The sequence below is a fragment of the Rhodococcus sp. NPDC003382 genome, assembly GCF_053589135.1.
Window position 1 is genome coordinate 80,118 of record NZ_JBSFRH010000020.1, and the last position, 26,037, is coordinate 106,154.

The 26,037-nt window shown below is 68.4% G+C and carries 23 protein-coding genes and 1 pseudogene; 10 read left to right on the forward strand and 14 right to left on the reverse strand.

Annotated elements, in window-relative coordinates:
• Window positions 1-2 precede the first annotated feature (2 nt).
• The gene (locus ACWDUD_RS15510) at window positions 3-821 is read right to left on the reverse strand and encodes a shikimate 5-dehydrogenase (protein WP_197252417.1); all 819 of its coding nucleotides are present in this window, start codon (window positions 819-821) and stop codon (window positions 3-5) included.
• Window positions 822-905: 84 nt separating this feature from the next.
• Window positions 906-1,571: a dihydrofolate reductase family protein gene (locus tag ACWDUD_RS15515; RefSeq protein ID WP_450109853.1), complete on the reverse strand. Its 666-nt coding sequence runs from the start codon at window positions 1,569-1,571 to the stop codon at window positions 906-908.
• 189 nt (window positions 1,572-1,760) lie between these two features.
• On the opposite strand from ACWDUD_RS15515, the gene ACWDUD_RS15520 reads away from it, so the two are divergent.
• Window positions 1,761-2,120, forward strand: a complete 360-nt coding sequence (locus ACWDUD_RS15520; RefSeq protein ID WP_450109863.1) for a YciI family protein — start codon at window positions 1,761-1,763, stop codon at window positions 2,118-2,120.
• Window positions 2,117-3,361 carry an RNA polymerase sigma factor gene (locus ACWDUD_RS15525; RefSeq protein ID WP_450109854.1) on the forward strand — a complete coding sequence of 415 codons (1,245 nt, stop codon included), beginning with the start codon at window positions 2,117-2,119 and terminating at the stop codon, window positions 3,359-3,361. The genes ACWDUD_RS15520 and ACWDUD_RS15525 overlap by 4 nt, the downstream gene beginning before the upstream one ends.
• Window positions 3,362-3,579: 218 nt before the next feature.
• Here ACWDUD_RS15525 and ACWDUD_RS15530 read toward each other — a convergent pair whose 3' ends face one another.
• The 7 genes from ACWDUD_RS15530 to ACWDUD_RS15560 all read right to left on the reverse strand — a co-directional run bounded on the left by ACWDUD_RS15530 (window position 3,580) and on the right by ACWDUD_RS15560 (window position 11,668).
• Window positions 3,580-4,017, reverse strand: a complete 438-nt coding sequence (locus ACWDUD_RS15530) for a nuclear transport factor 2 family protein (protein ID WP_197252421.1) — start codon at window positions 4,015-4,017, stop codon at window positions 3,580-3,582.
• Between the two features lie 43 nt (window positions 4,018-4,060).
• On the reverse strand, window positions 4,061-5,392 hold the full coding sequence (locus ACWDUD_RS15535; protein ID WP_450109855.1) for an SLC13 family permease: 1,332 nt from the start codon (window positions 5,390-5,392) through the stop codon (window positions 4,061-4,063).
• Between the two features lie 106 nt (window positions 5,393-5,498).
• Window positions 5,499-6,626 carry an NADH:flavin oxidoreductase/NADH oxidase gene (locus ACWDUD_RS15540; protein ID WP_197252423.1) on the reverse strand — a complete coding sequence of 376 codons (1,128 nt, stop codon included), beginning with the start codon at window positions 6,624-6,626 and terminating at the stop codon, window positions 5,499-5,501.
• 2 nt (window positions 6,627-6,628) lie between these two features.
• Window positions 6,629-7,810, reverse strand: a complete 1,182-nt coding sequence (locus tag ACWDUD_RS15545; RefSeq protein ID WP_197252424.1) for a thiolase family protein — start codon at window positions 7,808-7,810, stop codon at window positions 6,629-6,631.
• Window positions 7,811-7,815: 5 nt separating this feature from the next.
• A complete protein-coding gene (locus tag ACWDUD_RS15550; RefSeq protein ID WP_450109856.1) occupies window positions 7,816-8,244 on the reverse strand; it encodes a Zn-ribbon domain-containing OB-fold protein in 429 nt (142 codons plus the stop codon).
• The gene (locus tag ACWDUD_RS15555) at window positions 8,241-9,863 is read right to left on the reverse strand and encodes an AMP-binding protein (RefSeq protein ID WP_450109857.1); all 1,623 of its coding nucleotides are present in this window, start codon (window positions 9,861-9,863) and stop codon (window positions 8,241-8,243) included. Before ACWDUD_RS15555 ends, ACWDUD_RS15550 begins: the two co-directional genes overlap by 4 nt.
• The gene (locus ACWDUD_RS15560) at window positions 9,860-11,668 is read right to left on the reverse strand and encodes an FAD-dependent oxidoreductase (RefSeq protein WP_197252427.1); all 1,809 of its coding nucleotides are present in this window, start codon (window positions 11,666-11,668) and stop codon (window positions 9,860-9,862) included. The genes ACWDUD_RS15555 and ACWDUD_RS15560 overlap by 4 nt, the downstream gene beginning before the upstream one ends.
• Window positions 11,669-11,937: 269 nt before the next feature.
• On the opposite strand from ACWDUD_RS15560, the gene ACWDUD_RS15565 reads away from it, so the two are divergent.
• Entirely contained in the window at window positions 11,938-12,486 is a 549-nt protein-coding gene (locus ACWDUD_RS15565) for a MarR family winged helix-turn-helix transcriptional regulator (RefSeq protein WP_197252428.1), read from the forward strand.
• A 78-nt stretch (window positions 12,487-12,564) separates the two neighbouring features.
• Here ACWDUD_RS15565 and ACWDUD_RS15570 read toward each other — a convergent pair whose 3' ends face one another.
• From ACWDUD_RS15570 to ACWDUD_RS15580, 3 genes and pseudogenes are all read right to left on the reverse strand, one after another.
• On the reverse strand, window positions 12,565-13,308 hold the full coding sequence (locus ACWDUD_RS15570) for an HNH endonuclease family protein (RefSeq protein WP_374068695.1): 744 nt from the start codon (window positions 13,306-13,308) through the stop codon (window positions 12,565-12,567).
• A gap of 40 nt (window positions 13,309-13,348) precedes the next feature.
• Complete coding sequence (locus tag ACWDUD_RS15575) at window positions 13,349-13,675, reverse strand: hypothetical protein (protein ID WP_197252429.1); 327 nt, start codon at window positions 13,673-13,675, stop codon at window positions 13,349-13,351.
• Between the two features lie 76 nt (window positions 13,676-13,751).
• A pseudogene (locus ACWDUD_RS15580) lies at window positions 13,752-14,665 on the reverse strand (NADP-dependent oxidoreductase).
• A 107-nt stretch (window positions 14,666-14,772) separates the two neighbouring features.
• On the opposite strand from ACWDUD_RS15580, the gene ACWDUD_RS15585 reads away from it, so the two are divergent.
• The 7 genes from ACWDUD_RS15585 (at window position 14,773) to ACWDUD_RS15615 (ending at window position 23,957) form a co-directional block, all read left to right on the forward strand.
• Entirely contained in the window at window positions 14,773-17,571 is a 2,799-nt protein-coding gene (locus ACWDUD_RS15585) for a DEAD/DEAH box helicase (RefSeq protein ID WP_450109858.1), read from the forward strand.
• Window positions 17,572-17,573: 2 nt separating this feature from the next.
• Window positions 17,574-18,329, forward strand: a complete 756-nt coding sequence (locus tag ACWDUD_RS15590; RefSeq protein ID WP_248675241.1) for an SWIM zinc finger family protein — start codon at window positions 17,574-17,576, stop codon at window positions 18,327-18,329.
• Between the two features lie 158 nt (window positions 18,330-18,487).
• Complete coding sequence (locus ACWDUD_RS15595; RefSeq protein WP_197252431.1) at window positions 18,488-20,020, forward strand: CoA-acylating methylmalonate-semialdehyde dehydrogenase; 1,533 nt, start codon at window positions 18,488-18,490, stop codon at window positions 20,018-20,020.
• A 44-nt stretch (window positions 20,021-20,064) separates the two neighbouring features.
• Entirely contained in the window at window positions 20,065-21,219 is a 1,155-nt protein-coding gene (locus ACWDUD_RS15600) for an acyl-CoA dehydrogenase family protein (protein WP_248675211.1), read from the forward strand.
• A complete protein-coding gene (locus tag ACWDUD_RS15605; RefSeq protein WP_197252433.1) occupies window positions 21,216-22,274 on the forward strand; it encodes an enoyl-CoA hydratase/isomerase family protein in 1,059 nt (352 codons plus the stop codon). Before ACWDUD_RS15600 ends, ACWDUD_RS15605 begins: the two co-directional genes overlap by 4 nt.
• A 1-nt stretch (window position 22,275) precedes the next feature.
• Window positions 22,276-23,184, forward strand: coding sequence for a 3-hydroxyisobutyrate dehydrogenase (gene mmsB / locus ACWDUD_RS15610; protein WP_248675213.1), 909 nt, complete (start codon window positions 22,276-22,278; stop codon window positions 23,182-23,184).
• Window positions 23,181-23,957 (forward strand): enoyl-CoA hydratase, encoded by a 777-nt coding sequence (locus ACWDUD_RS15615; RefSeq protein ID WP_450109859.1) that lies wholly within the window; start codon window positions 23,181-23,183, stop codon window positions 23,955-23,957. Before mmsB ends, ACWDUD_RS15615 begins: the two co-directional genes overlap by 4 nt.
• A gap of 96 nt (window positions 23,958-24,053) precedes the next feature.
• On the opposite strand, the gene ACWDUD_RS15620 is transcribed toward ACWDUD_RS15615, so the two are convergent.
• Both ACWDUD_RS15620 and ACWDUD_RS15625 read right to left on the reverse strand, forming a co-directional pair.
• Window positions 24,054-24,581, reverse strand: a complete 528-nt coding sequence (locus tag ACWDUD_RS15620; protein WP_450109860.1) for a MarR family winged helix-turn-helix transcriptional regulator — start codon at window positions 24,579-24,581, stop codon at window positions 24,054-24,056.
• A 193-nt stretch (window positions 24,582-24,774) separates the two neighbouring features.
• A complete protein-coding gene (locus tag ACWDUD_RS15625; protein WP_450109861.1) occupies window positions 24,775-25,923 on the reverse strand; it encodes a sulfotransferase family protein in 1,149 nt (382 codons plus the stop codon).
• Window positions 25,924-26,037: the final 114 nt, after the last annotated feature.

Here is a 26,037-nt window from a genome sequence, read left to right on the forward strand (position 1 = left end):
CGTCAGGAGCGGGAGAACTCCGACGCGCGGCGCACCTGGTCGGGTGTCGGGGTCACGCCCGTGTACAGCGCGAACTGCAGCGCCGCCTGCAGCGCGATCACCTCGGCGCCGGTGATGACCGTGTGACCGTGGGCGCGTCCCGCCCGGATCAGCGGTGTCTCGGGTGGCATCGCGACCACGTCGAAGACCACCGTCGCGGCCTCGACCGCGGCGGACGGGAACGGCAGCGCGTCGGCGTCGGGACCGCCCGCCATGCCGATCGGGGTCGCGTTGATCAGCGCGGCGGGGGAGGAGTCGCCGAGGCCGGCGCGCCACACGTATCCGTACCGGTCGGCGAGGGCGGTCCCGGCGGCCTCGTTCCGCGCGACGACGGTGACGTCGGTGAAGCCGTGTTCCCGGACCGCCGCGACCACCGCCTTGGCCATGCCGCCGCTGCCCGCGACCGCGACCGACAGAGCCGGATCGACGCCGTGGTCGCGGAGCAGGTCCAGCACCGCCTGGAAGTCGGTGTTGTAGGCGTGCAGCACCCCGTCCTCGTTGACGATGGTGTTGACCGAATCGATCGCGCGGGCCGACTCGTGCATCACGTCGACGAGCGGGATCACCTTCTCCTTGAACGGCATCGACACCCCCGCACCGCGGATACCGAGCCCGCGGATGCCCGTGACCGCGGCCTCGATGTCCGTGGGCGCGAACGCCTTGTACACGTAGTCCAGGCCGAGTTCGTCGTACAGGTAGTTGTGGAATCGGGTGCCGATGTTGCTGGGCCGGCCCGAGAGGGAGATGCACAGCCGGGTGTCCTTGTTGATCCGCGGAGCCATGACCTCCAACCTAAACCCGTCGCACACCGCCAGGTACTCCGTCCGCGCCGGAGATGACGATCGGTGTACAGAAATATCGGTACATCAACCGTCATAAGGGGCGCTTCCGACGCGGACGAATCGGGCATGCGCGACCGAGGGCGACGCGACGAACTCGACGCACTCGAAATCGGTGGTGAGCACATCGTCGTCGAACACGCGCTCGCCGCGGCCGAGCAGCACCGGCACGATCGCCAGGTGCATCTCGTCGACCAGCCCCGCGCGCAGATACTGCCGGACGGTCGCGGGACCGCCCCCGACCCGCACGTCCGCGCCGCCGGCGGCCTCGACGGCCTGTGCGAGCGCGTCCTCGATGCCGCCGGTGACGAAGTGGAAGACGGTGCCGCCGCCCAGGGTGATCGGATCGCGGGGATGGTGGGTGAGCACGAAGACCGGGTGGTGGAACGGCGGTTCGTCGCCCCACCAGCCCGACCACTCGTCGCTGTCCTCCCACCTTCCGCGGATGGGACCGAACATGTTGCGGCCCATGATCGTTGCGCCGATCCCGTCGATCCCGCGGGCCATGAAGTCGTCGTCGATCCCGGTCTCTCCGCCGTCCTTCCCGAACGACCGGTGGAACGACCGGGTCTCGTGCACCCACCCGAGGATCCGTTCCCCGCCGATCCCGCCGGGGTTCTGCAGGCTCTGATCCGGCCCGGCCGAGCAGCCGTCGACCGTGATCGCGAAATTCTGTACCCGAAGCCGTGCCATCGTCGAACTCCTTCGAATCGTCCGGTGGAAATCGTTCCCGTGTCACAGTGAAGTCGGAGACCGCGACGTCGTCCGGACATCGGGCGAACAGAAATGCGCGATCCGCGATGTCCGGATCGGCTCCGCAGATCCGACTTCAGGGGTGAAGCCCCATCCGGGGGCACGGCAGAGGAGACGACCGTGAAATACATGCTGTTGATCTACAACCGTCCCGACTTCGTCGAGGACCTGAGCGACAACGCGCGGGAGGAACTGTTCGCGGAGGTCGACGCGATCATGGCCGAACTCACCGAATCCGGTGAACTCGTCGGCGGACAGGCATTGACCGACCCGTCGACCGCCCGCACCGTGCGGCAGGGGACGACCCCCGCGCACACCGTCACCGACGGGCCGTTCATGGAGAGCAAGGAACAGTTCTGCGGCTACGTCGAGGTCGATGTCGACAGCCGGGACCGCGCCGTGGAGATCGCCGCGCGCTGGCCCGACGTGCGCTACGGCGGGGCGATGGAGGTCCGGGCCGTGATGCACGACGGCGGGGCCGAGATGTGAGCGACCCGCAGGACCTGCTGCGCACCCTCGCGCCGCAGGTCCTCGGGTACCTCGCGGCGCGGCACGGACAGTTCGACGCGTGCGAGGACGCGGTGCAGGAGGCGCTGCTCGCGGCGCACCGGCAGTGGCCGGCGGAGGGTGTGCCGTCGAATCCGCGCGGCTGGCTGATCACAGTCGCGCAGCGGCGGCTCACCGACGAGTGGCGCAGCGACAGTGCCCGCCGCGACCGCGAACATTCCTGGGCGGCAATGGAATCGGACCGGTCCGTCATCGATCTCGCCGACGTGGGGCACGACGGCGACGACACGTTGACGCTACTGTTCCTGTGCTGCCATCCGGCGCTGTCACCGTCCTCACAGATCGCGCTGACCCTGCGCGCGGTCGGGGGGCTCGACACCGTGTCCATCGCGCGGGCGTTCCTGGTGCCGGAGGCGACGATGACCCGGCGCATCACCCGCGCCAAACAGGCGATCCGCGACGCCGGCGCGATCTTCACCCTGCCCGCTGCGGCCGACCGCGCCGCACGGTTGCAGGCGGTTCGCCACGTGCTCTATCTGATCTTCAACGAGGGCTACACCAGCTCCGGCGGACCCGACCTGACCTCCCACGAACTCAGCGCCGAAGCGATCCGCCTGACCCGCCTGCTGCACGCGCTGTTGCCCGAGGACGCCGACACCACCGGCCTGCTCGCGCTCATGCTGCTCACCGATGCCCACCGCGACGCCCGGACCGACCCGTCCGGCGCGCTGATTCCCCTCACCGAACAGGACCGGACCCGCTGGGACCGGAAGCAGATCGACGAGGGAATCGCGCTGGTCACCGCCGCGCTCAGCGCCGCCCCGCCCGGGCCGTACCAACTGCAGGCCGCGATCGCCGCGATGCACGCGGAGGCCGACCGCGCCGAGGACACCGACTGGGCGCAGATCGTCGCGCTGTACCGGGTGCTGTCGCACGTCGCACCCAACCCGATGGTCACGGTGAACCGAGCGGCCGCTGTGGGCATGCTCGACGGCCCCCGCGCCGGGCTGGATCTCCTCGCGACGGTGGCGGACGACCGGCGGCTCGCCGGCAACCATCGGGCGGTCGCGGTCCGGGCGCACCTGCTGGAGATGGCGGGTGAGGCGGCCGCGGCGCGCGCGGCGTACCTCGACGCGGCCAGGCTGACGGCGAGCGTTCCCGAACAGCGCTACCTGCAGGGCCGTGCTGCGCGCCTGGCTCCGATCCGGAAGGACTCGGGATGACCGCGTCGGGCTGCAGCAGTGACAGGAGTGGTTGGCGGGGCCGAACTCGTGGCCGTCACGTGAAACAGACCGTGCGGGCCGAACCGGAGTGGGTTCGGCCCGCACGGTGAATGGCGAGGCGGCACTGAGCTATCGAGGTGGCGCTTTCGACGGGCGACGTGGCACTTGTCTCCGCCTGTACTGCGGTGGCAACGGATCCCGTCTGAGCGGCGGTGGTCTCACCGGTCGGGGTGCACGGTACGGCGTCGGATCTTCCATCCGTCCGCGGTCATCTCGATCTCGTCCTCCAGCACGGTGATTCGGTGGAGTCGAACCGAATCACCTGCGGGGGTGCCGACGATCTGCAGGTATGCCCGAGAGTGCAGTGCGCCCGGGCCTGCCGGTCGAACCTCCACCGTGCCGAGCACGTGACGCAGGACTTCGCCACGTGCTCGGCAATCGGCATGGAACCGTTCGGCGAACGCGACCAGCTCGTCGGCTCCGCGGGCGGGAGCGGGGTAGCTCGGCGAGAGGAATTCCCCGTCGACGGTGAAGGTGGCAGCCCAATCCTCGGCCCGACCGGAGTCGATGGCGTGACTTTGGCGTCCGTAGAGCTGGTGCACGGCGACGACGTCGTCCGTCGACACCTGGGACGGGCACGGGATCTGGGCGTTCATCCGAATTCTCCTTGTCGGTTTTCCTGCTCGTCGGCTGTGCGGTTCACAGAACGGTCAGCAGCAGCCACGCCAGCGGGGGACCGAGGAGAACCATGGTGCCGGCCCACAGCAGCATCGAGCGCAGCAACTTCGGACGAGCTTCGGGCTCGGCCGTCGCCAGAGCGAGGGCTCCGATGATGCCCAGCGGGCTCGCGTCGACGATCGTCGTGGACACGGTGACCGGGCCGACCACCGACAGGGTGCTCATGTCACCCGAGACGAGCGGCATAGCGAGCTGCAAGGTCGCACCGATGACGGTGATCGACGAGGCGAACGCCGAGATGATGCCGCTGAGCCAGGACAGGGCGAGGACGGCGCCGGACGCGGAGCCGATGCTGGACAGCGATTCGTTGATCGCGTCGATCGTGCCGATCTCGGTCAGAACGCCGATGTAGATCAGGACACCGGCGAGCATCAGCATGACGCCCCAGGGCATGGTGTTGATGAAGGTGTTCTGCTTGCGCTCGAAGAGCAGCGTCAGCAGCAGACCCAGTGCCAACGCGCTGAACCCGATGTCCATGCCGAAACCGAGCGAGGCGACGAGCAAGGTGGCCAGCGCGATCAGCGTGGCGATCTGGTAGGTGTTCGGCCGTCCGTGTCCTGTGCCCCGGCCTGCAGCGGGGGACGGGCCGTCGAAGTCCGGAGTATCGGCGGAGCCACCGGCGGATCCGGACACCGGCCCGCCGCCCACCGTGGCCAACGCCGGCTGCGCCACCGACATCCGGCCGGCACGCACCAGCTTCGCACCACCGAACAGGAAGTAGGCGATGACCGCGACGAGACCGTTGATCGCCACATGGCTCACGAACAGCTGGAGGGTGATCGGCTCGAGTCCGGCTTCGGTGAGTTGCTTCGCGGTGAACACAGCCGGAGTCGCCAGCGGGCCGAAATTGCCGGCCAGGATGCCGTGCACGACCATGATCGTCACGAGGAACCGGCTGATGTCGTAGTCCCTGGCCAGTCGCATCGCAACCGGGATGACGAGAGCTGCCACGGCCGGCGGATAGGCACCGATCGCGGTCGCCGCGGCCGAGAGCACGAACAGCAGCGGAGGCACCAGCGCGATCGAGCCACGCAGCAGGCGCAGCAGCCCGTCGACGATGAAGTCCATCGTCTTGCTCGACTCGACCACGGCGAAGAAGTATGTGATGCCGATGATCAGGATGAAGGTTTCACTCGGGAACGAGTCTGCGACGACATCCAGCGAGATTCCGCTGAAGTATGCGATCGCGGTGCCGCCGACCAGGAGCAGCAGTCCCATGTTGATCGTCCACACCGATGCGACGATGAACGATCCGAGGAGTATCACCACGGAGGCGATTTGGAGGAAGGTCATGCGAAAGTCCACTTCGTTTAAAGGGGAAGGATGCGTTGGGCTTTCAAGGTGTTCGGTTCGTGTCGCGCCGTGGCGCGAAGAAGGTCTGTAAGCCCCGACAGTCTGTTCACGTGGTCGGCTGTACCTCCTGGCGGCCGAGATGTTGCCATGACTTCGGGGGTTCGAACGTGCTGGTTCTGGCCCGGGCGTACTGGTACGGCACATCGAGGTGATGGCCCAGAATTTCCGCCGCCGACCAGGTCCAGTGCGGATTGTGCAGGTGGCCTCGGCCGATTCCGACCAGGTCCACGCTGCCGTCCGCGACCAGCTCGTCGGCGAGGACCGGGCTGCTGATCAGACCGACTCCGATGACCGGGATGTTCACGTGCCGGCGAATGAGCCGTGCCGGCGGGATCTGGTAACCGGGACCGAGGGGGATGTCCCCGCGCGCGTTGCCACCACTGCTGACGTGGACGAAATCGGCCCCGCGCCGTTCGAGGTCGACGGCGAATCGGCATGCCTCCTCGGGAATGATGCCACCGTCGACCCAGTCGGTTCCATTGACGCGGACACCGAGAGCCACGGTCGACGGAACGGCCGCGCGCACCGCCTCGAAGACCCGCAGGGGGAAGCGCGCACGGTTGTCGTACCCGCCGCCGAACTCGTCGGTTCGCCGGTTCGCCAACGGGGACAGGAACGAGCTGAGCAGATATCCGTGTGCTCCGTGCAGCTCGATCAGGTCGAACCTGGCATCGACCGCTCGATTCGCGGCGGCGACGAAGTGCTCGACCACGCGGTCCATATCGTCCACGGTCAGTGGCATCGGAACAGGCCACCGCTCGGACACCGGGACGGCGCTCGGACCGATCGTCGGCCACCCCTCGGTCGCGTCCAGGGGGCCCGAGCCGCCGGTTCGTGGGCTGTGGCTGGAAGCCTTGCGACCGGCGTGCGACAGCTGGATACCGAGCCGGATCGGCGATTGGGATCGTACCGTTTTCACCAGTGCAGCCAGGGCTTCGGACTGGTCGTCGCGCCACAGGCCGAGGCAGTCCGGCGTAATCCGTCCTTCCTCGGAGACCGCGGTCGCTTCCATGATCAGTAGTGCTGCGCCGGACAGGGCCAGGCTGCCGATGTGGATCAGGTGCCAGTCGGTGGCCAGTCCGTCGCGGGCACTGTACTGACACATGGGAGGGATGACGATGCGGTTGGGCAGGGACAACGGACCGAGGTCGATGGGATCGAACAGATTCGGCATCGTCAGTCCTCTCTCATCAGCAGTGCGCAGCCGAGGCCGTAGGCGCCCATGCTGACTGCGGCGACGTCCGGCTCTCGGCCGACCTGCCGCGTTCCTCCACGTCCCCACAGCTGGACACAGGCCTCGTGGAGATGTCCCAGTCCGTGCAAACGCCCGGCCGAGAGCTGGCCGCCACCGGTGTTCATCGGTAGTTCTCCGTTCAGTCCGATATTCGTGCCACCTTCGACGAACGCCCCGACCTCGCCCTTGGCGCAGAAGCCCAGAGCCTCCAGCCAGTGCACCGTCAGGATGCTCATGCCGTCGTAGATCTGCGCCACGCGCACGTCGCGACGAGAAATCCGGGACCGATCCCAGAGCATCGCAGCCGCCTTCTCGGCCCCGAACGAGGTCAGGTCGCGAGGGTCGCGCAATCCGCCGGCCCCCATCGCGGTGCCGACGGCCTCGAAGCGTAGGGGTGGATTGGTCATGTGCCGGGCGTCGTCGAGCCGGGAGAGCACGAAAGCGACCGATCCGTCGACCGGGACGTCGCAATCGTAGAGGCGGAGGGGCCAGGACACGACGCGGCTGTCGAGGTAGTCGTCGAGCGTGAGCGGGTCGCGGTAGACAGCCGAGGGGTTGCCCGCCGCATTCGTACGGGCGTTCACGGCGATCGCACCGAGCTGCTCGTGGGTCAGCTTGTGCTCGTACATGTACCGCTGTGCGTAGGTCGCGTACCAAGGCACGGGGGATTCGACACCGTACGGTGCGGTCCATTCCCAGAAGCCGTGGATCTCCCCGGATGATCCGGCCCAACTCTGCGCCTGCTTGTCCAGCGCCCGGGACTGTGCCTCGGTCACGGTGCGGAAGACCAGGACGTGACGGGCGAGCCCTGCGGACAGTGCACCGATCGCATTGACGATCGCGCTGAACTGGCTCGGCGAGTCCAGGGCGGCGGCCGAGTACCAATTGACGTTCAGTCCCAGCGCAAGACGCAGGTCCTGTGCGCCGACGGGAGCGAACCCGCCGCCGGTGTTCGCGGCTCCCGGATAGGTCGAGATGCCGTCGATGTCGTCGACCGTGAGCCCGGCGTCGGTGATCGCGGTCAGGGCCGCGTCCACGGTCAGGGACAGGGCGCTCGCGGTGGTGCGGCGCCCCACCTCGGACAAACCGATACCGGTGATGGCTACATTTCGTTCGGCATGCACCGGCGTCACTCCTCGTCCGTGATCTCGAAAACGGGCAGCCACGCCTCACCCTGCTGCTGGAAGCGGGTGACGACGGGCTTGTCGGTGGGGTCGTCGATATCGGCGCCGCCGATCAGACCTCCGAAGACGTACAGGCCGGGCTGTTCGGCCAGTTCGACGTACCCGACCCGGAAAGGTACCGGCTGGCCGGGAAACCAGGCCTGCTCGTTGGTGGTCCACGATGCGACGCGGCCGTGTCCGCTGACAGCTTCGAATGCCAGATGCGTGCTGGTGCGACACAGTCGACAGACCGGACTCGGCGGGTGCTGCCAGTGGTTACACGCGGTGCAGTGCTGAATGCGCAACTCCCCGGCCGCTCCGCCGGTCCAGTAGTCCGCCGTATCCGCGGTGATTCCGGGTACGCGCCGGCCGTGGCTCCAGATCGTGCTGCTCATTGCGACCTCCGGTAGGGCTCCATCGCGGCGGCACTCGCGTATCGATCCCGCAGTTTGTACTTCTCGATCTTGTGGCTGGCGTTGCGGGGCAACGTGTCGACGGGCACGTAGAACTCCGGCCGCATGTAGCGGGGCAGTGCCTCCTCGCATTCCTTCTGCAGAGACGAGAGGGCCTCCGGGCTGCTGTCCTCGAGTTCGAGGAACAGCGCGATCTCGTCTTCCTCGAGCTCGGACGGAACCGCGATCGCGGCGACGTCGCGCACGCCGTCGATCTTCGAGACCATCCCTTCGAGTTCGAATGCCGAGATGTTCTCTCCGCGCCTGCGGATCACATCCTTGAGCCGATCCTCGAACCACATGTAACCGTCGGCGTCGATGCGGCACAGGTCGCCGGTGTGGAACCATCCGTTCCGCCGACTGAGCAAGGTGGCTTCCGGCATCCCGTAGTACCCGAGGGACTCGTTCCACGGAACGGCGGACCGGATGACCAGTTCCCCCTTCGTATCCGGGGAGACCTCGAGATCGTTGGTGTCCACGATCCTGGCCTCCATCCCGGGGCGGAGTCGACCGGCCGAGCCGAGTTTCTCCGGCGGATCGGCGAGGGTGTACGCATGGCTCGGCCCGTAGTCGGTGAGGCTGTATCCGGACGTGAAACGCAGTCCGAACCGACGTTCGAAGGCCGTGGCGTATGCGGGGATCGGCACCGTCATCACCATGCGCAGGGAGTTGTCCGAGTCCGTCGGCTGCGCATCCCGCTTCCACAGGATCGCGGCCATCGAACCGAGCAGGTTCGTGGCGGTGATGGAAGCATCGCGCACGTCGTCCCAGAACTTGGAGGCGGAGAACCTGCGTCGGAGAAAGACCTGCAGACCGGCACCGATCGCGCAGTGCAATGCGCCTTGAAAAGCGTTGACATGGAACAGCGGCAAGCAGATGTACACCCGATCGTCGGCGCGGTAGCCGAACGACACGGCGTGGCTGAAACCCCACAGCATCGCGCGGATGTGCGTCATCATCACGCCCTTCGACGGGCCTGTCGTCCCGGACGTGTAGTTGATGTAGCCCAGGCTCGTCGGGTCGACGGCATCGAGTGGCAGTGGCGCGGTGGAGTCGGCCTCCTGGCAGATCGTGGCGTGGGTGATTCCCTCGGCCTCGGTTTCGCTCCACGGACCTGTCAGTCCGATCGCCGCGATCCCGGCGTCCTGTGCGATGCGGGCCGACTCGTGGTTCGAGGCGTCGTGGACGAGCATCGACGCATCGGAATTGGTGAGGTAGTAGGCGAGAAGGTCGCCGGCGGCCTGGGTGTTGAGCGGCACTGCGACAGCCCCGAGACGGCTGAGCGCGATGTAGAAGAGGATGTGCTCGACGCTGTTGGGCAATTGCACGGCGACGTGTGCGCCCCGGGACACTCCGCGGGCGGTGAGCCAGCGTGCGTACAGTTCGGCTTCCTCGACCAATCGGGTGTAGGTGTACTCGACACCGGTATCGAGGTCCGTCAGGAAGATTCGATCCGGATCCCGGCGCGCTCGCGTGGAGAGGGACTCGAAGAGAGTCAACTGGTGGAAGTCGAATCCCATTCGGAGACGGTCGAAGTCGGAGACCGATTCGGACAGCGTCACGAGGCTGCTCCTTCGAGTGCAGCGGCACGCAGGGTGTCCCGGGCAGCAGCGGTACGGCTGCCGTCCACACCGAGGGCAGACATCGAGTCGGACAGTTCGACGAACACGCGCTGCAGAGCCGAGTGCGGGCGATCGTCGGCGGGAGCGACCGAGGCGTGGTCCTGGACGTACACGATCCGATCGGGTCGGCCGGCCAGGGCATCGCCGGCCACGGTCAGTCCCAGGCGTTCGCGCACCGCATCGTCGGGCGCATATACGACATGCGTCGCCGCCGGCTCGGGGGTGTCGGTGGAGGGATACTTCGATCCCTCGTCGTGGAGCAGCAGCGCGGCGGTACCGGGGGCGTCGCTCGGGTCGGTGAGGCGTTCGATGCGGAAGTACCGCGGAGGCAGAAGCTCGGTGAGATACCGTTCCTCACCCGACTGCGTGGTCACGCGAAGCTCGCTGAGCGGGCGACCGACGACGCCGCTGTCCGCAGCGTCCACGGGGAAGTCCGAGATGTGTGCGGCGGCATGGCCGTCGATGAGTTCCCGCAGGGCAGGGGCCTCGGGAAGCAGAGACATCACCTCACGACGGAGTGTGCGGGAGGCTTCGTCGGCGCTGGTCATGAACAGGGACACCGGTGTCAGGGCGTCGAGGGTGCGGCTGACGACATGGGTCCGCTCGGCGGAATACTCGTCGAGTGGGGTGTCGTCGCCGGCCAGTGCGAAAGGCAGGCGCCAGGCCAGGGCATTGACGTCACCGAATCCCATGTTCAGGCCGCGTCCTCCGAAGATCGGGGACTGATGCGCGGCGTCCCCCGCGAACAGCACCCGGCCCTGCCGGTAGCGGGGAAGAGTGCGTCCCAGGGCCCGGTAGGTGGTGACCCACAGAATCGTCGGTTCCGCATCGATACCCATCATCGACAGGTGTTCGCGGACACGGGTTTCGGCTGTCTCGGGCGTGGCGGCCGCTTCGGGATCCGTGCCTTCGGGCACCTGGTAGTCGAGGCGCCAGACGTCGAACGGCTGCGAATGCAGGATCGCTACGGAATCGGGTGCGTAATCAGGTCCGATGAAGAGCCGGCGGCCCGGCTGCAGGTCGTGGTCCATGGAGAAGTCGCAGATGATGAACCGGGCATCGGCGCTGCGGCGAGGGACTACGTCCTCGTATCGAAGGCCGAGGAGGCGTCGGGTGACGCCCCGAGCCCCGTCGGCACCGATCACGTAGCGGGCTCGAAGTTGGTAGTTGCTCCCGTGCGCGTCGACGTCGATGCGCACCTCGTCACCGAGATCGTCTATGCCCGTAACGGTGTGGCCCCACCGGATCGCGTGAGGCGCACGGGCTCGGAGGTTGTCCAACAGCACGTGCTCCAGCCAGCATTGCTGCAGGAGCGCCAGCTGGGGAAAGCGCTCGTGCAGTTCGGTTTCGTATTCGGTACGCCACAGTTCGGTGCTGCCATGGAACACGATGCTGCGGCTGCGCGGCTGTGCGAGCTTCATGAAGTCCTCGCTCACACCGATGGTGTCGAGGAAATGCAGGCTCTCTCGATTGAGGGTGAGCGCGCGGCTTCCGTCCGAGAGTTGGGTACGGGCCTCGAGAACGACCGCGTCGATTCCCCGTCGCTGCAGTGCGATCGCCATGGCAAGACCGACCGGTCCTCCACCGATCACGGCCACGTCGTGAACTCGATCGCTCTCGGCGGTATCGGGGACCGGTGACGGATCGAATTGCTGCCATTCGTAATACATTGCGTGCTTCTTCCTCTTCGCGCGCCGGCTGGGGCGCACCGGCTTCCCGGACGGGGACTCGGTGGTGGGCGTCATGGCGCGACTTCACTGAGTCGCAGGTCACATAAAGTGATACGAGTCTGAATTATATGCATCCGGATGTCAAGGCGACCGAATGGGTGTCTGCATCCCTCGCTCTGCCGAGACATGGGGAGTGATGGACTCTTTTAGCAGGTAATCGGTCCCAAATTGGCAGGTCGGCGGACGCCGTCCGGTAGCTCATCCGGCTGGAACTGCGGCGGAATCAAGTTCGAACCCGAATCAGTTTCTGGTCATGTCGAACTACATGCGACTAGTGTGTCCACGTGCCCAACGACTCATCGAACGTCCCCAACAGCGATGTGGCGGACTATTGGAGCCTGGTCGACCGTGCGCAGGGGCTGATCCCCAGCCACGTCGATGGTGTGGACATGGAGGCCAGCCGCCTCGTCATGTCGCTGAACCGGGCCACCCGGACCGTGATCTACGACCTCGAGGTCCAGACACTGCGACCGCTTCATCAAACGGACTCGACATTCCGAGTGCTGTTCGTCCTGTGGGTGGCGGGACCGCTGAGTCCGCACATGGTGGCGAGTTTGTCCTCGATGCCCAGGCCGACGGTGTCCAGTCTGGTGGCCAGTTTGCGCAAAGCCGGCCTGATCGATCGGCAGGACGATCCTGAAGACGGGCGGGGTGCGACGCTCAGCCTGACCTCCGAAGGCACTGCGGTCATCACGAAGGCATTCGCAGATCACAATCGGCGCGAACACGAGTGGGCATCTCTGCTCACGCCGATCGAACGCCAGCTCCTGATCATGCTGTTGGAAAAGCTGATGAACGGTCGTCGGGACATCGGGGCAGTCGAGCGGCACTGAAGCCGGTCGGACATCGTACGTCGACCCCGTAGACAGCTCGAACTCGATCGCTCGGCGGCGTGTGTGTCCTACCGGCGATCACGGCGCGTTCGGCGTCATCGGCGAAAGCTGATTCGCATCGGGGCAGGTCGCGGCCGCGTCGGTGAGGGCACGGTGGTCGGCCGCGGTCACCGGCAGTCCGTACCGCACCGCGACCGTCAGATACTTGCCCGCGAACCAGCAGCGCGTGCTCGACGCGGGCGGCAGCCAGTCGGCGGGAGTGCGGTCGCGTTTGTCCTCGTTGGCCTCGCCGTCCACGGCGACGAGATTGAAGTCGATGTCGTTGGCGAACTGCCGGCGCAGCTGCGGTGGCCACGTCGCGGCACCGAGGTCCCACGCCGCGGCCAGGGGATAGACGTGGTCGATCTGCACCTCGCGGGCGTCGCTGCGCCGGAACAGGATTCGTTCTCCCGTGTACGGGTCGTCGAGGGTGCCGGACAGCACGACGCAGTTGCCCGTGCCGGGACGGAACGTCGTTTCGCGCAGGTCGCGTGCGAGCACGTTGTTACGGGTGTCGCAGCCGTCGCGCCCACCGCGACCGGGATGATCGTCCGACCAGGCCGGCCCGAACACACACGCCTCGCCGGCGTCGCAGCCACGCTGATATCCCGGCACGTGCGGGCGCCGGAACACCACCTCGACGCCGGCGAGCAACCGCCCGAGATCTGCGCGGGACGGGCTGCCGGGCGCGGCCGGTCCCGTCGGGCCGGTTCGTTCCCACCCCGACGACGCGACGATCGCGACCGCCACCACCACGACCCAGATGCCCTTGCCCCCGCGCACCGGACGATCGTCGCAGCGGGCACCGACAACGATCAGTTGCTCATCCGTCGACCGTCAGCGGAAACCGGGCGGCGTGGATGGACGAGACCGTCCGGCCGTCGTGCCCGATGATCCACGAGCCTCCGCTCTGCTTGCACTGGGCGATCCGGTCGAACACGGTGAGCAGGAAGAAGATCGCCTGCTCGGGACTCGCGGTCGCGGCGAGGCGATGGGATTCGCCGTGCTTGGTGCCGTCGAGCCACACCCCGCACTGGCCGTCCAGCCGCAGGGTGGTGACGTGACCGGAATCGACGAACGCGTACTTGACCTGTTCCCAGGGGGTGTTGGAGCTGTAGGTCTGCTCGAGGACCTGGATCAGAATCGTCATGGCGGACTCCTGGTGAGGGACCTGGTCACCAGTGTCCCAGTGTCGTTCCCGCTGCGCGTCCGATCCGCGGGTGCGCTCAGCGAACCACGATGACGACCTTGCCGCGGGCGTGGCCGCCTTCGACGACGGCGAGCGCCGCACCGGCCTCCCGCAGCGGGAACGTCCGCTCGATGTGCGGGTCCACGGTGCCGTCCGCGACGAGAGCCGCAACGGCCGCGAACACCTCGGTGGTGCGCCGCCGCTCCACTCCGGAACCACCCAGTTCCGCTGCTCCGGCCGGATCGGCGACGCTGACGATGCGGGCTCCGGGAGCGGCTGCGGCGAACGTCCGGAGGGTCGCGCCGCCGACCAGGTCGACGATCGCGGTGATGTCGGAAGCGGCGGCGGAAACACGGTCGGCCGCGTCGTCGCCGGATTCGATCCAGGTGGCGCCGTTGCCTTCCAGCAGGTCCCGCTTGCCGGCCGACGCGACCCCGAGCACGGTCGCGCCGCGTGTCCGCGCGAGCTGGGTCGCGGCGGATCCGACGCCCCCGCCGGCGCCGATCACGAGCACGGTGTCCTCCTCCGAGATCGCGAGCGCGTCGACGATGTCGAACGCGGTGCCCAGGCCACCGGGACGGTCGCGGCGGCGGCGAAACCCACCTGCTCAGGTTTGTGGGCGGCGCTGTGCGCGTTGAGCAGCGTGTACTCGGCGTATCCACCGAACCCGGTCGCGGTCGCGCCGAACACCGCGTCCCCGACCGCGAAGCCGTCGACGCGGTCGCCGACAGCGGTGACGACACCGGACACCTCCCGGCCCAGCACGGCTGGCAGCGTGACCGGCACCGTGTCCTTGCGGGTGCCCGCCCGGACCTTCCAATCAGCCGGATTCACGCCCGCCGCGTGCACCGCCACCAGCAACTGCCCGGGACCCGGTACGGGGACGTCGGGGTCGAGGAACTGCTGGGTTTCGGGGCCGCCGTATTCGGCGAAACCGTAGGCGAGGGGCATGCGCTCAGCCTAGGGCGGCTCCGCCGCCGGTGTGTCTTTGTGGCGGCCCTGACCGCCACAAAGACACACCGGCGCCGGAGGCGCACTCGCCTGGCACCATGGTGGGCATGTTGCACGGGGTCTGGTCACCGGGATCGGGTCTGTTGTTGTGGCGCGACCCCTCGGCCCCGCCCGACGACGACGTGCTGCCGTCGGCGCTGCGGCGCTGGATCGACCGCCCGTTCCGGCATCGCGTCGAGCTGACCTTGCCCGGGGACGAGGAGCCGCGCACCCTGCCCGCGGTCGCCGTGGCACCTCCGGATGCTGCCCAGCTCCTGCTGGATCTGCCGCGCCGGCCCGACGGCGTGTCCGGGGACCTGCGTTTCCTCGCGCACGTCGCCCGCGGCATCGAACGCTGGGCCCAGGCAGGCCGCGTCGCACCGCAGATGCATCGCGCCGAAAAACAGTGGTGGGTGCGCTGGCAGCTGCTCGGCGGGGAACGGACCCGCGCGTGGAAGGCCGAACTGGTCGCCGCGATGCCGCCGGTGCAGCGGCAGCTGGGCAACCCGTCGCGGCTGCTCGAGAACCTGTGCACCGAGCTCACCGACCCGATCACCCGGGCGATGCTCGGGTCCGGCACCTCACTGCATCCGCTGATCGCGGCGCTGACCGAGGGCACGCCGCACCACGCCGGCACCCAGCGCATGGCCGACGCGCTCGACGAGTGGCGCGCGAGCCTGTCCGGCAACGAACCCGACCTGGTGCTGCGGCTCGTCGAACCCGACGAGGCCGATGATCCCGCGGACGCCCTGTGGCGGCTCGAGGTGTGCCTGCGATCGGAGGGTCAGGCCCCGGCGCCGGTGCCGATCGGCGGCACCGACGCGGAACTGCTGCAGATCGGCATCCGCAAGCTCGGCGCCGCGTTGAAGGCCTACCCGCGGCTGCAGGACGTGCCCCGCGACCCCGACAGCCTGGATCTGCTGCTGCCCACGCCCGTCGTCGTCGATCTCGTCGAGCACGGCGCGCGTGCCCTGCAGGACGCCGGGGTGGCCCTGCTGCTCCCGCGCGCGTGGGCGACGGTCGAACCGTCGCTGCGGCTGCGTGTCGAGTCCGCCGCCGCCCCGGTCGCGGCAGAGGAGAGCGCGGTCGGCATGAACGCGATCGTCTCGTACGAATGGCAGCTCGCGGTGGGCGACATGCTGCTCAGCGCGGCCGAGATGGAACAGCTCGTCGCCGCCAACAGCGACCTGGTCAAGTTGCGCGGCAAGTGGGTCAAGGCGGACGCCGCCGCACTGGCCCAGGCCGCCCGCTACGTGACCCGCAATTCCGGACAGGACACCACCCTCGGCTCGTTGTTCGCGCAGTTCACAGGCGACGACGTGCCGCCCGCCGAGGTCACCGACATCAGCGCCTCCGGGTGGGTCGCGACCCTGCTCGACGGGCAGGCGCACCCGGAACCGGTCCCGGCCCCGCCCGGCCTGCACGCGACCCTGCGGCCCTACCAGCAGCGCGGCCTGGACTGGCTGGCGTTCATGAGCGGGCTCGGGCTCGGTGCGGTGCTCGCCGACGACATGGGCCTGGGCAAGACCGTGCAGGTGCTGGCGTTGCTGGTGCACGAACGCACCCGCGGCCCGGTCCGGCCGACGCTGCTGGTGTGCCCGATGTCGGTGGTCGGCAACTGGCAGCGCGAGGCCGCGAAATTCGCCCCCGGCCTGCGCGTCCACGTCCACCACGGGTCGGGCCGGTTGCGTGACGACGACCTGGCCGCGGTGGTCGACGACAGCGACCTGGTCATCACCACCTACGCGATCGTCGCCCGCGACCTGGCGCACGTGCGGGCGCTGACCTGGCATCGGGTGGTGCTCGACGAGGCGCAGCACGTGAAGAACGCGAACACCGCGCAGTCGCGCGCGGTGCGGTCGGTTGCGGCCTCGCATCGCATCGCGTTGACCGGCACACCCGTGGAGAACCGGCTCGAAGAACTGCGGTCGATCCTCGACTTCGCGAATCCGCGGCTGCTGGGTTCGCCCGCGTCGTTCCGGGCCCGGTTCGCGGTGCCCATCGAACGCGAACGCGACGCGGCGGCCGCGGCCCGGCTGCGGGCGCTGACCGCCCCGTTCGTGCTGCGGCGCGTCAAGACCGACCCGGACGTGATCGCCGACCTGCCGGAGAAGTTCGAGCAGACCGTGCGCGCGAACCTCACCGCGGAGCAGGCCGCGCTGTACCGGGCGGTCGTCGACGACATGATGCGCAAGATCAAGGAGAAGGAGGGGATGGCCCGCAAGGGCGCGGTCCTCGCGGCGCTGACCCGGCTCAAGCAGGTGTGCAACCATCCGGCGCACTATCTCGCCGACGGATCACCGGTGCTGCGCCGCGGCCGCCATCGCTCCGGCAAACTCGGCTTGGTCGAGGACATCGTCGAATCGGTGCTCGCCGACGGCGAGAAGGTCCTGCTGTTCACCCAGTTCCGCGAGTTCGGGGAGCTCATCGCCCCCTATCTCGCCGAGCGGTTCTCCACGCAGGTGCCCTTCCTGCACGGCGGGGTGTCCAAGACCCGCCGCGACGCGATGGTCACCGGGTTCCAGGAACCGGACGGGCCGCCGATCATGCTGCTCTCGCTCAAGGCCGGTGGAACCGGACTCAATCTGACCGCGGCCAATCACGTTGTGCACCTGGATCGATGGTGGAATCCTGCGGTGGAGAACCAAGCCACCGACCGGGCGTTCCGGATCGGCCAGCGTCGCGACGTGCAGGTGCGCAAGCTCGTCTGCGTCGGCACCGTCGAGGAACGGATCGACGAGATGCTCACCGGCAAACAGGAACTCGCGGACCTCGCGGTCGGTGTGGGGGAGAGCTGGATCACCGAGCTGTCCACCGACCAGCTCCACGCCCTGTTGACCCTGAGCGACGACGCGGTGGGTGAATGACCATGGCGCGAAACAATTTCCGCAGATACGGCACACCGATCCGCGTCGACGGCGGCATCGAGGCCCGCACCAAACGCGGTGCGATCGGGCGCAGCTGGTGGTCGAAGGAACTGATCGGTGCGATGGAGCAGGTCGCCGACAAGGGCCGGCTGACCCGCGGCCGCACCTACGCGCGCTCGGGTCAGGTGCTCTCGATGCGGCTCGAACCGGGCGCGGTCGTCGGCGACGTGCAGGGCAGCCAGCTGCGCCCGTTCACCGCGACCGTCACGGTCCGCACCCTCGACGACGAGGCGATCGCCGAACTGGTCGAGCAGGTGCGTTCGGCGCCCGGGATGCTCGCGCGGCTCGCGGCCGGGGCGCTGCCGGAGGAGCTGGGGCCGCTGCTGCTGCCGCGGCGCGCCGGAGAACTCGACTTCGACTGCACGTGCCCCGACGACGGCTGGCCCTGCAAGCACGCTGCGGCGGTGGCGTATCTGCTGGCCGAGCACGTCGACGAACACCCGCTGGCCGTGCTCACCCTCCGGGGCGTGGGTCTCGAGCGGCTGATCGGCGAGGTCGATGCGTCGGAGCCGCCCGCCGACGACTTCTACGGCGACGACACGGAACTGCCGGAACTGCCGATGGAGCGGTTCCGCCCGGCGCTCGAGGATCTGGACCCGATGCTGCTGCGGCGTGCGCTGCGCGCGGGCGGCACGGACGAGGCCGTCGTCATCCGCGCGGTGTCCGACCTGGAGGATCTGTACCGCCGCCTGCGGTGACGCGGCGTTCCCTGGGGGTGACGCGGCGTCGCGGGGGGACCGCCGGGATGTGACGGTAGACATACATGGACTTCCAACTATAGGATGGACACAGACTTCGAGGGGCCCGCTTTCGGCGCCCTGTGTCCGAACCGTCGATCAGCAAAGGACTCGCGACAATGAGCATTCGTGAACTCACCCACTTCATCGGCGGCGAGCACGTCGCCGGGACGTCCGGGCGATTCGGGGACGTCTTCGACCCCAACACCGGCGCGGTGCAGGCACGCGTCCCGCTCGCCACCCAGAGCGAGGTCGAGGCCGCCATCGCCAACGCCGAAGAGGCCCAGAAGGAATGGGCGTCGTGGAACCCGCAGAAGCGCGTCCGGGTGCTGATGCGGTTCCTGCAGCTCGCGCAGGACAACATGGACGAACTCGCGCGGCTGCTGTCGAGCGAGCACGGCAAGACCATCCCCGACGCCAAGGGTGACGTCCAGCGCGGCCTCGAGGTCGTCGAGGTCGCTCTCGGCGCCCCGCACCTGCTCAAGGGTGAATACACCGAGTCCGCCGGCACCGGCATCGACGTCTACTCGATGCGCCAGCCCCTCGGTGTCGTCGCCGGCATCACCCCGTTCAACTTCCCCGCGATGATCCCGCTGTGGAAGGCCGCCCCGGCCCTCGCCTGCGGCAACGCGTTCGTCCTCAAGCCGTCCGAGCGCGACCCCTCGGTGCCGCTGCGCCTCGCGGAGCTGTTCATCGAGGCCGGCCTGCCCGCCGGTGTCTTCAACGTCGTCAACGGCGACAAGGAATCCGTCGACGTCCTGCTCAACGATCCGCGTGTCAAGGCCCTCGGCTTCGTCGGCTCGACCCCGATCGCGCAGTACATCTACGAGACCGCCGCGAAGAACGGCAAGCGCGCGCAGTGCTTCGGCGGCGCGAAGAACCACGCGATCATCATGCCCGACGCCGACCTCGACCAGGTCGCGGACGCACTCGTCGGTGCCGCCTACGGCTCGGCCGGTGAGCGCTGCATGGCGCTGTCCGTCGCCGTCCCGGTCGGCGAGGAGACCGCCGACCGCCTCGTCGCCAAGCTCCAGGACCGCATCGCCGAGCTGCGCATCGGCACCAGCTTCGACGAGAAGGCCGACTTCGGTCCGCTCGTGACCGCCGCCGCCCGCGACCGCGTCCACGACTACATCGCCAAGGGTGTCGAGGAAGGCGCCGAGCTCGTCGTCGACGGCCGCGGCTTCGTCCTCGAGGGCAACGAGAACGGCTTCTTCTCCGGCGCGACCCTGTTCGACAAGGTCACCACCGACATGTCGATCTACCGCGAGGAGATCTTCGGCCCGGTGCTCACCGTCGTGCGCGCCCGCGACTACGAGGACGCGCTGCGTCTGCCGACCGAGCACGAGTACGGCAACGGCGTCGCCATCTTCACCCGCGACGGTGACACCGCCCGCGACTTCGCCACCCGCGTCCAGGTCGGCATGGTCGGCGTCAACGTCCCGATCCCGGTCCCGATCGCCTACTACACCTTCGGCGGCTGGAAGGCCTCCGGCTTCGGCGACCTCAACCAGCACGGCCCCGACGCCTTTCGCTTCTACACCAAGACCAAGACGATCACGCAGCGCTGGCCGTCCGGCGTCAAGGAGGGCGACCTCGAGGGTGCCCACGTGAGCGACACCGACCACTTCGTCATCCCCACGATGGACTGAGCGCCTCGGACCGGACCGGACGACAGACCCCAGACAGGATCAGCATGTTCACCCTCACCGACGACGACCGGGCGATCCGCGACACCGCCCGCGACTTCGCCACCGAGTACCTGGCACCGAACGCAGTGGAATGGGACCAGGCCAAGCATTTCCCGGTCGACGTGATGCGCAAGGCCGCGGCACTCGGCATGGGCGGCATCTACGTCCGCGAGGACGTGGGCGGCTCCGGACTGCGTCGACTCGACTCGGTGCGGATCTTCGAGGAACTCGCCAAGGGCTGCCCGTCGATCGCCGCGTACATGTCCATCCACAACATGGTCACGTGGATGATCGACAAGTTCGGCAACGACGATCAGCGGCGTCGCTGGGTGCCGGGGCTGTGCTCGATGGAACAGTTCGGCAGCTACTGCCTCACCGAACCGGGCGCAGGCTCGGACGCGGCGGCCTTGAGCACCAAGGCCGTCCGCGACGGTGACGACTACGTGCTGACCGGCGTCAAGCAGTTCATCTCCGGCGCCGGCACGTCCGACGTGTACGTCGTGATGGCGCGGACCGGCGAACCCGGCCCGCGCGGCATCTCGGCGTTCATCGTCCCGAAGGACACGCCGGGTCTGTCGTTCGGCGCGAACGAGAAGAAGATGGGCTGGAACGCCCAGCCCACCCGCCAGGTCATCCTCGAAGGCGCGCGGGTACCGGCGGAGAACCTGCTCGGCGCCGAGGGCGGCGGCTTCCGCATCGCGATGCAGGGCCTCAACGGCGGCCGTCTCAACATCGCCGCGTGCTCGGTCGGCGGCGGCCAGACCGCCCTCGACCGGACCGTCGCCTACCTCGCCGAACGCAAGGCGTTCGGCGACCGGCTCCTCGACTCCCCGGCGCTGCAGTTCCGCCTCGCGGACATGCGCACCGAACTCGAGGCTGCCCGGACGCTGCTGTGGCGGGCGGCGGACGCGCTCGACCGGGGTGCCGACGACGTCGTCGAACTGTGCGCGATGGCAAAGCGTTTCGCGACCGACGCCGGTTTCGAGGCCGCGAACGAGGCGCTGCAGCTGCACGGTGGCTACGGCTATCTCGCCGAGTACGGTATCGAGAAGATCGTGCGGGATCTGCGTGTGCACCAGATCCTGGAAGGAACCAACGAGATCATGCGGGTGGTCGTCGCGCGCAGCGTGGTGGCCGCGGCGCAGACAGGAGCGGCATGACCGGGCAGGAACCGGAAGTTCTCGTCGAGGTGTCGAACGGCGTCGGCCGTCTGACCCTCAATCGCCCCAAGGCGATCAACGCTCTCAACCACGGCATGGTCCGTACCATCGCCGACAATCTCTCCGCATGGGCCGACGACGACTCGATCCGGGCCGTCGTCGTGTCCGGGGCGGGGGAGCGGGGGCTGTGCGCCGGCGGCGACATCGTCTCGATCTACCACGACGCCAAGGACGGCGGCACCGGATCGCAGGAGTTCTGGCGCGACGAGTACATCCTCAACGCCGCGATCGGCCGCTACCCGAAGCCCTACGTGGCGATCATGGACGGCATCGTGATGGGCGGCGGCGTCGGCATCTCCGCCCACGGCAACGTGCGGATCGTCACCGAACGCTCCACCATCGCCATGCCCGAGGTCGGCATCGGCTTCGTCCCCGACGTCGGCGGCACCTACCTGCTCTCGCGTGCCCCCGGCGAACTCGGCACCCACATCGCGCTCACCACCGGCCGGCTGAAGGCGGGCGACGCGATCGCCCTCGGCTTCGCCGACCACTTCGTCCCGTCCGAGTCGCTCGACAAGTTCGTCGCCGCGATCGGAAGCGCCGGGCTCGACGACGCGATCGCCGAATACTCCCGGCCCGCACCGGAATCCGAACTGCTCGCACAGCAGTCGTGGATCGACGCCGCCTACTCCGCGGACACCGTCGAGGAGATCGTCGAACGCCTGCAGGCCTCCGACCTTCCCGAAGCGCAGGCCACCGCCGAGCAGATCCTCGGCAAGTCGCCGGTCGCGCTGAAGGTCACGCTGCGCTCGCTGCGGCGGGCCCGGCAGGCCGGCAGCCTCGAGCAGGTGCTCGACGAGGAATACCGGGTGTCGCTCGCGTCGCTGAAGTCGCACGACCTCGTCGAGGGCATCCGCGCCCAGGTCGTCGACAAGGACCGCAACCCGCAGTGGTCGCCGGCAACCCTCGCCGACGTGACCGCCGCCGACGTCGATGCCTACTTCCAGCCGCTCGGCGAGCTCGAACTCGGCCTCGCCGCCTCCCAAGGAGAATGACATGAGTGCTCTCCCCACCGTCGCGTTCCTCGGTCTCGGCCACATGGGCGGGCCGATGGCCGCGAATCTCGTCAAGGCCGGCTACTCGGTCACCGGGTTCGACCCGGTACCCGCAGCCCAGGAACAGGCGACCAAGGACGGCGTGACCGTCGTGGCCTCCGCCGTCGAGGCCGTGCGCGACGCCGACGTCGTCATCACCATGCTGCCCAACGGCAAGCTCGTGCTCGATCTCTACGACGAGATCCTGCCCGCCGCCAAGCCGAACACCCTGTTCATCGACAGCTCCACCATCGACGTCGCCGACGCCCGCGAAGCGGCCGAACGCGCCCACAAGGCCGGACACCGCGCCATCGACGCCCCCGTCTCCGGCGGTGTGGCGGGTGCCGCCGCCGGCACGCTGGCGTTCATGGTCGGCGGTTCCGAGGAGGACTTCGCCACCGCGCAGCCGCTGCTCGACGTCATGGGCAAGAAGGTCGTGCACTGCGGCGGCTCCGGCGTCGGACAGGCCGCGAAGATCTGCAACAACATGATCCTCGGCGTGTCGATGATCGCGATCAGCGAGGCGTTCGTGCTCGGCGAGAAGCTGGGCCTGAGCAACCAGGCGCTGTTCGACGTCGCGTCCAACGCATCCGGCCAGTGCTGGGCGCTGACCAGCAATTGCCCGGTCCCCGGACCGGTCCCGACGACCCCGGCGAACAACGACTACCAGCCGGGCTTCGCGGCAGCGCTCATGGACAAGGACCTCGGGCTGGCCGCGAACGCGCTGCGGGCCAACGGAGTGGAGGGCGAACTCGGGCTGCGCGCGGCCGAGCTCTACCATCGGTTCAACACCGGTGGCGGTGGCGGACTCGACTTCTCCGCCATCATCACCGACATCCGTGCCCGTTCGAATGCAGAGGACAACCAGTGACCGATTTCGAGACCATCCTGCTCGACCGCAAGGGTCGCGTGGGACTCATCACGCTCAACCGGCCCAAGGCGCTCAACGCGCTCAACAGCCAGCTGATGCGCGAAGTGGTCGCGGCCGTCGAGGAACTCGACGCCGACCGCGAGATCGGCGCGATCGTCATCACCGGCTCGGAGAAGGCGTTCGCCGCCGGCGCCGACATCAAGGAGATGGCGCCGAAGACCTACTCCGAGGCGTACGGCGAGGATTTCTTCTCCGACTGGGACAAGATCTCGTCCGCCCGTACCCCGATCATCGCCGCGGTCTCCGGCTACGCGCTGGGTGGCGGCTGTGAGCTGGCGATGCTGTGCGACTTCATCATTGCGTCGGACACCGCGAAGTTCGGACAGCCCGAGATCAAGCTGGGCGTCATCCCGGGCATCGGCGGTTCGCAGCGTCTGACCCGCGCCGTCGGCAAGGCGAAGGCCATGGACATGTGCCTGACCGGACGCAACATGGACGCCGAGGAAGCTGAACGCGCCGGCCTGGTTTCGCGTATCGTGCCGGCCGCCGAGCTGCTCGACGTCGCGCTCGAGACCGCCACCACCATCGCGTCGATGTCGCTGCCCGCGGCCATCATGGCGAAGGAAGCGGTCAACCGCGCGTTCGAGACGACCCTCGCCGAGGGCGTGAAGTTCGAACGGCGCCTGTTCCATTCGACGTTCGCCACCGCCGACCAGAAGGAAGGCATGGCCGCGTTCATCGAGAAGCGCACACCTGAGTTCAAGCACGCCTGAGCGTGGTGTTCGAGCACGGCTGAGCCTCATACGACTGCAGGGCCGACCCGGAAGGGGCGGCCCTGCAGTCGTTTTCGGTATCGGCGGGTGGCACCGTCACCACTTGGTGGGCGCGCCGCCGGTGTCGAAGTCGCCGGCATCGTGCCGCATCCCGGCCAGGATGCGCAGCAGCGGCTCGAGCTGATCGTCGGGGATGCCGGGTCGCGAGAACACTTCGGCGTTGAGCTTCTCGGTCGCGGCGATCGCCAGCGCGCGACCCTCGTCGGTGAGTTCGACCAGCGTCGCGCGGCGGTCGCTCGGGTGCGGGGTCCGGCGCACCAGCCCCGCCGATTCGAGCCGGTCCACCGCGTTCGTGACGCTGGTCGGGTGCACCTGCAGCCGCGCGCTGGCCTTGGCCATCGGCAGGGCGCCCTGGCGCGTGAAGTGCAGCAATGTCAGCAGTTCGTACCGCGCGAAGGTGAGGCCGAACGGTTTGAGCACCTCTTCGACCCGCGCCATGAGAATCTGCTGGGCCCGCATCAGCGACGTCACCACGGCCATGCCGTCCGCGACCTCACCCCAGCCGTGGTCGATCCACTGGCGGTGGGCTTCGGCGATGGGGTCGAGCGGTAGCGGTGCAGGCATACGTCGATCATCCCACGACGGAACGCCTCAGCGGATAGCGGACACCGTCCGAAATCGATTCCGCGGGTGTCGCGGACGGTGATTTCGGGGCAGTGACGGTTCGAACGGCCGGCACCGGGACCCGAAACGACCGCTGTTCCGACGGCGATCACCAACCATGGGGTGCCACCGCATGTTTCGTGCCCGCGGATGGTCAGCGGAAGGCGTAGTCGGGAAAGCGTTCGTCGACGTCTTCGACGGTGAGCCCGAACTCCTCGAGGGTGTAGCGATGCGCGGGTTTGCGGTCGCCCTGGCGGCTTTCGGTGTGCAGGGCCACCATCGCCGCTTCGGCGTCGGCGCTGAGACCGATCCCGAAGCGGTCGTAGAGCGACCCGATCGTGCCGATCGGGTCCACGACGAAGTCGCGGTAGTCGACGTCGACGAACCGGGCCCGGTCGTGCCGGGCCCGGACCTCGGTGAACTTCTCGAAACCGCGCGCCCACAGGTCGAGCTGGCTGCGGCCGATCGCGTCGCCGACGAAGACCTCCGACCACCCCTCCGAGGCCTGCGCGGTGAGGCTGCACACCGACGGGATGACGGTGCGCGGGTCGCGATGGGTGACGACGACGAGCGCGTCCGGGTACACGGTGAGCAACTCGTCGAGCGCGAACAGGTGACTCGGGTTCTTCAGCACCCAGCGCTTGTCGGCGTCGGGCAGGCCGATGAGCTGCAGGTTGCGGCGGTGCCGTTCGTAGGCGCTCGTCCAGTCCTGGGTGGCGAGCCACCGGGAGTAGGTGGGCAGGTGCGCGAGGCACTCGTACGACACGGACCGGAAGGACTGACGCAGCAGCTGCCAGCATTCCTCGACCTCACCGGCGGACATGTAGTGCACACCCATGAACTCCGGATGCTCGATGTGGTGCTGCGCGAACCCGGCCTCGATCCCGGCGAACACCGGATTGTCCGCCCACGTGTCCCGCGGCGGCCGCGGCTGGGGCATCTCCGTCAGCCACATCTCGAGCCCCTGATGGGCCGGGTCGGCGGTGAGCAGCCGGTGCAGCGCGGTGGTGCCGGTGCGGGGCAGCCCGGTGACGAAGATCGGGCGGGTGATCTCGACGTCGGCGTGCTCGGGATGCTGCTTCCAGGCGGCCTCGGACAGCAGGCGCGCGACGAGGGCGCCGCGCAGGAACACCCGCGACATCTTGCTGCCGAGCGGCGTCAGTTTCTCGTCGCGGGCGTACGACTCGAGCAGGACGTCGAGGGCCTCGCGGTAGTCGTCGCTGCCGAAGTCGGTCAGTCCGGTGATCCGGGTTGCGGACTCGTGCAGGGATTCGGCGCTGCCGACCGTGGTGCGTTCGGACATGGTGGACTCCGTCCCCGTGTGCCTTTGTGGCGGCTCCCGCCGCCACAAAGGACAACCCGTCAACTTTGGGGATAGCCCCACGTGAGCGGGTTGCGCAACCCCCTTGTTGCCGCA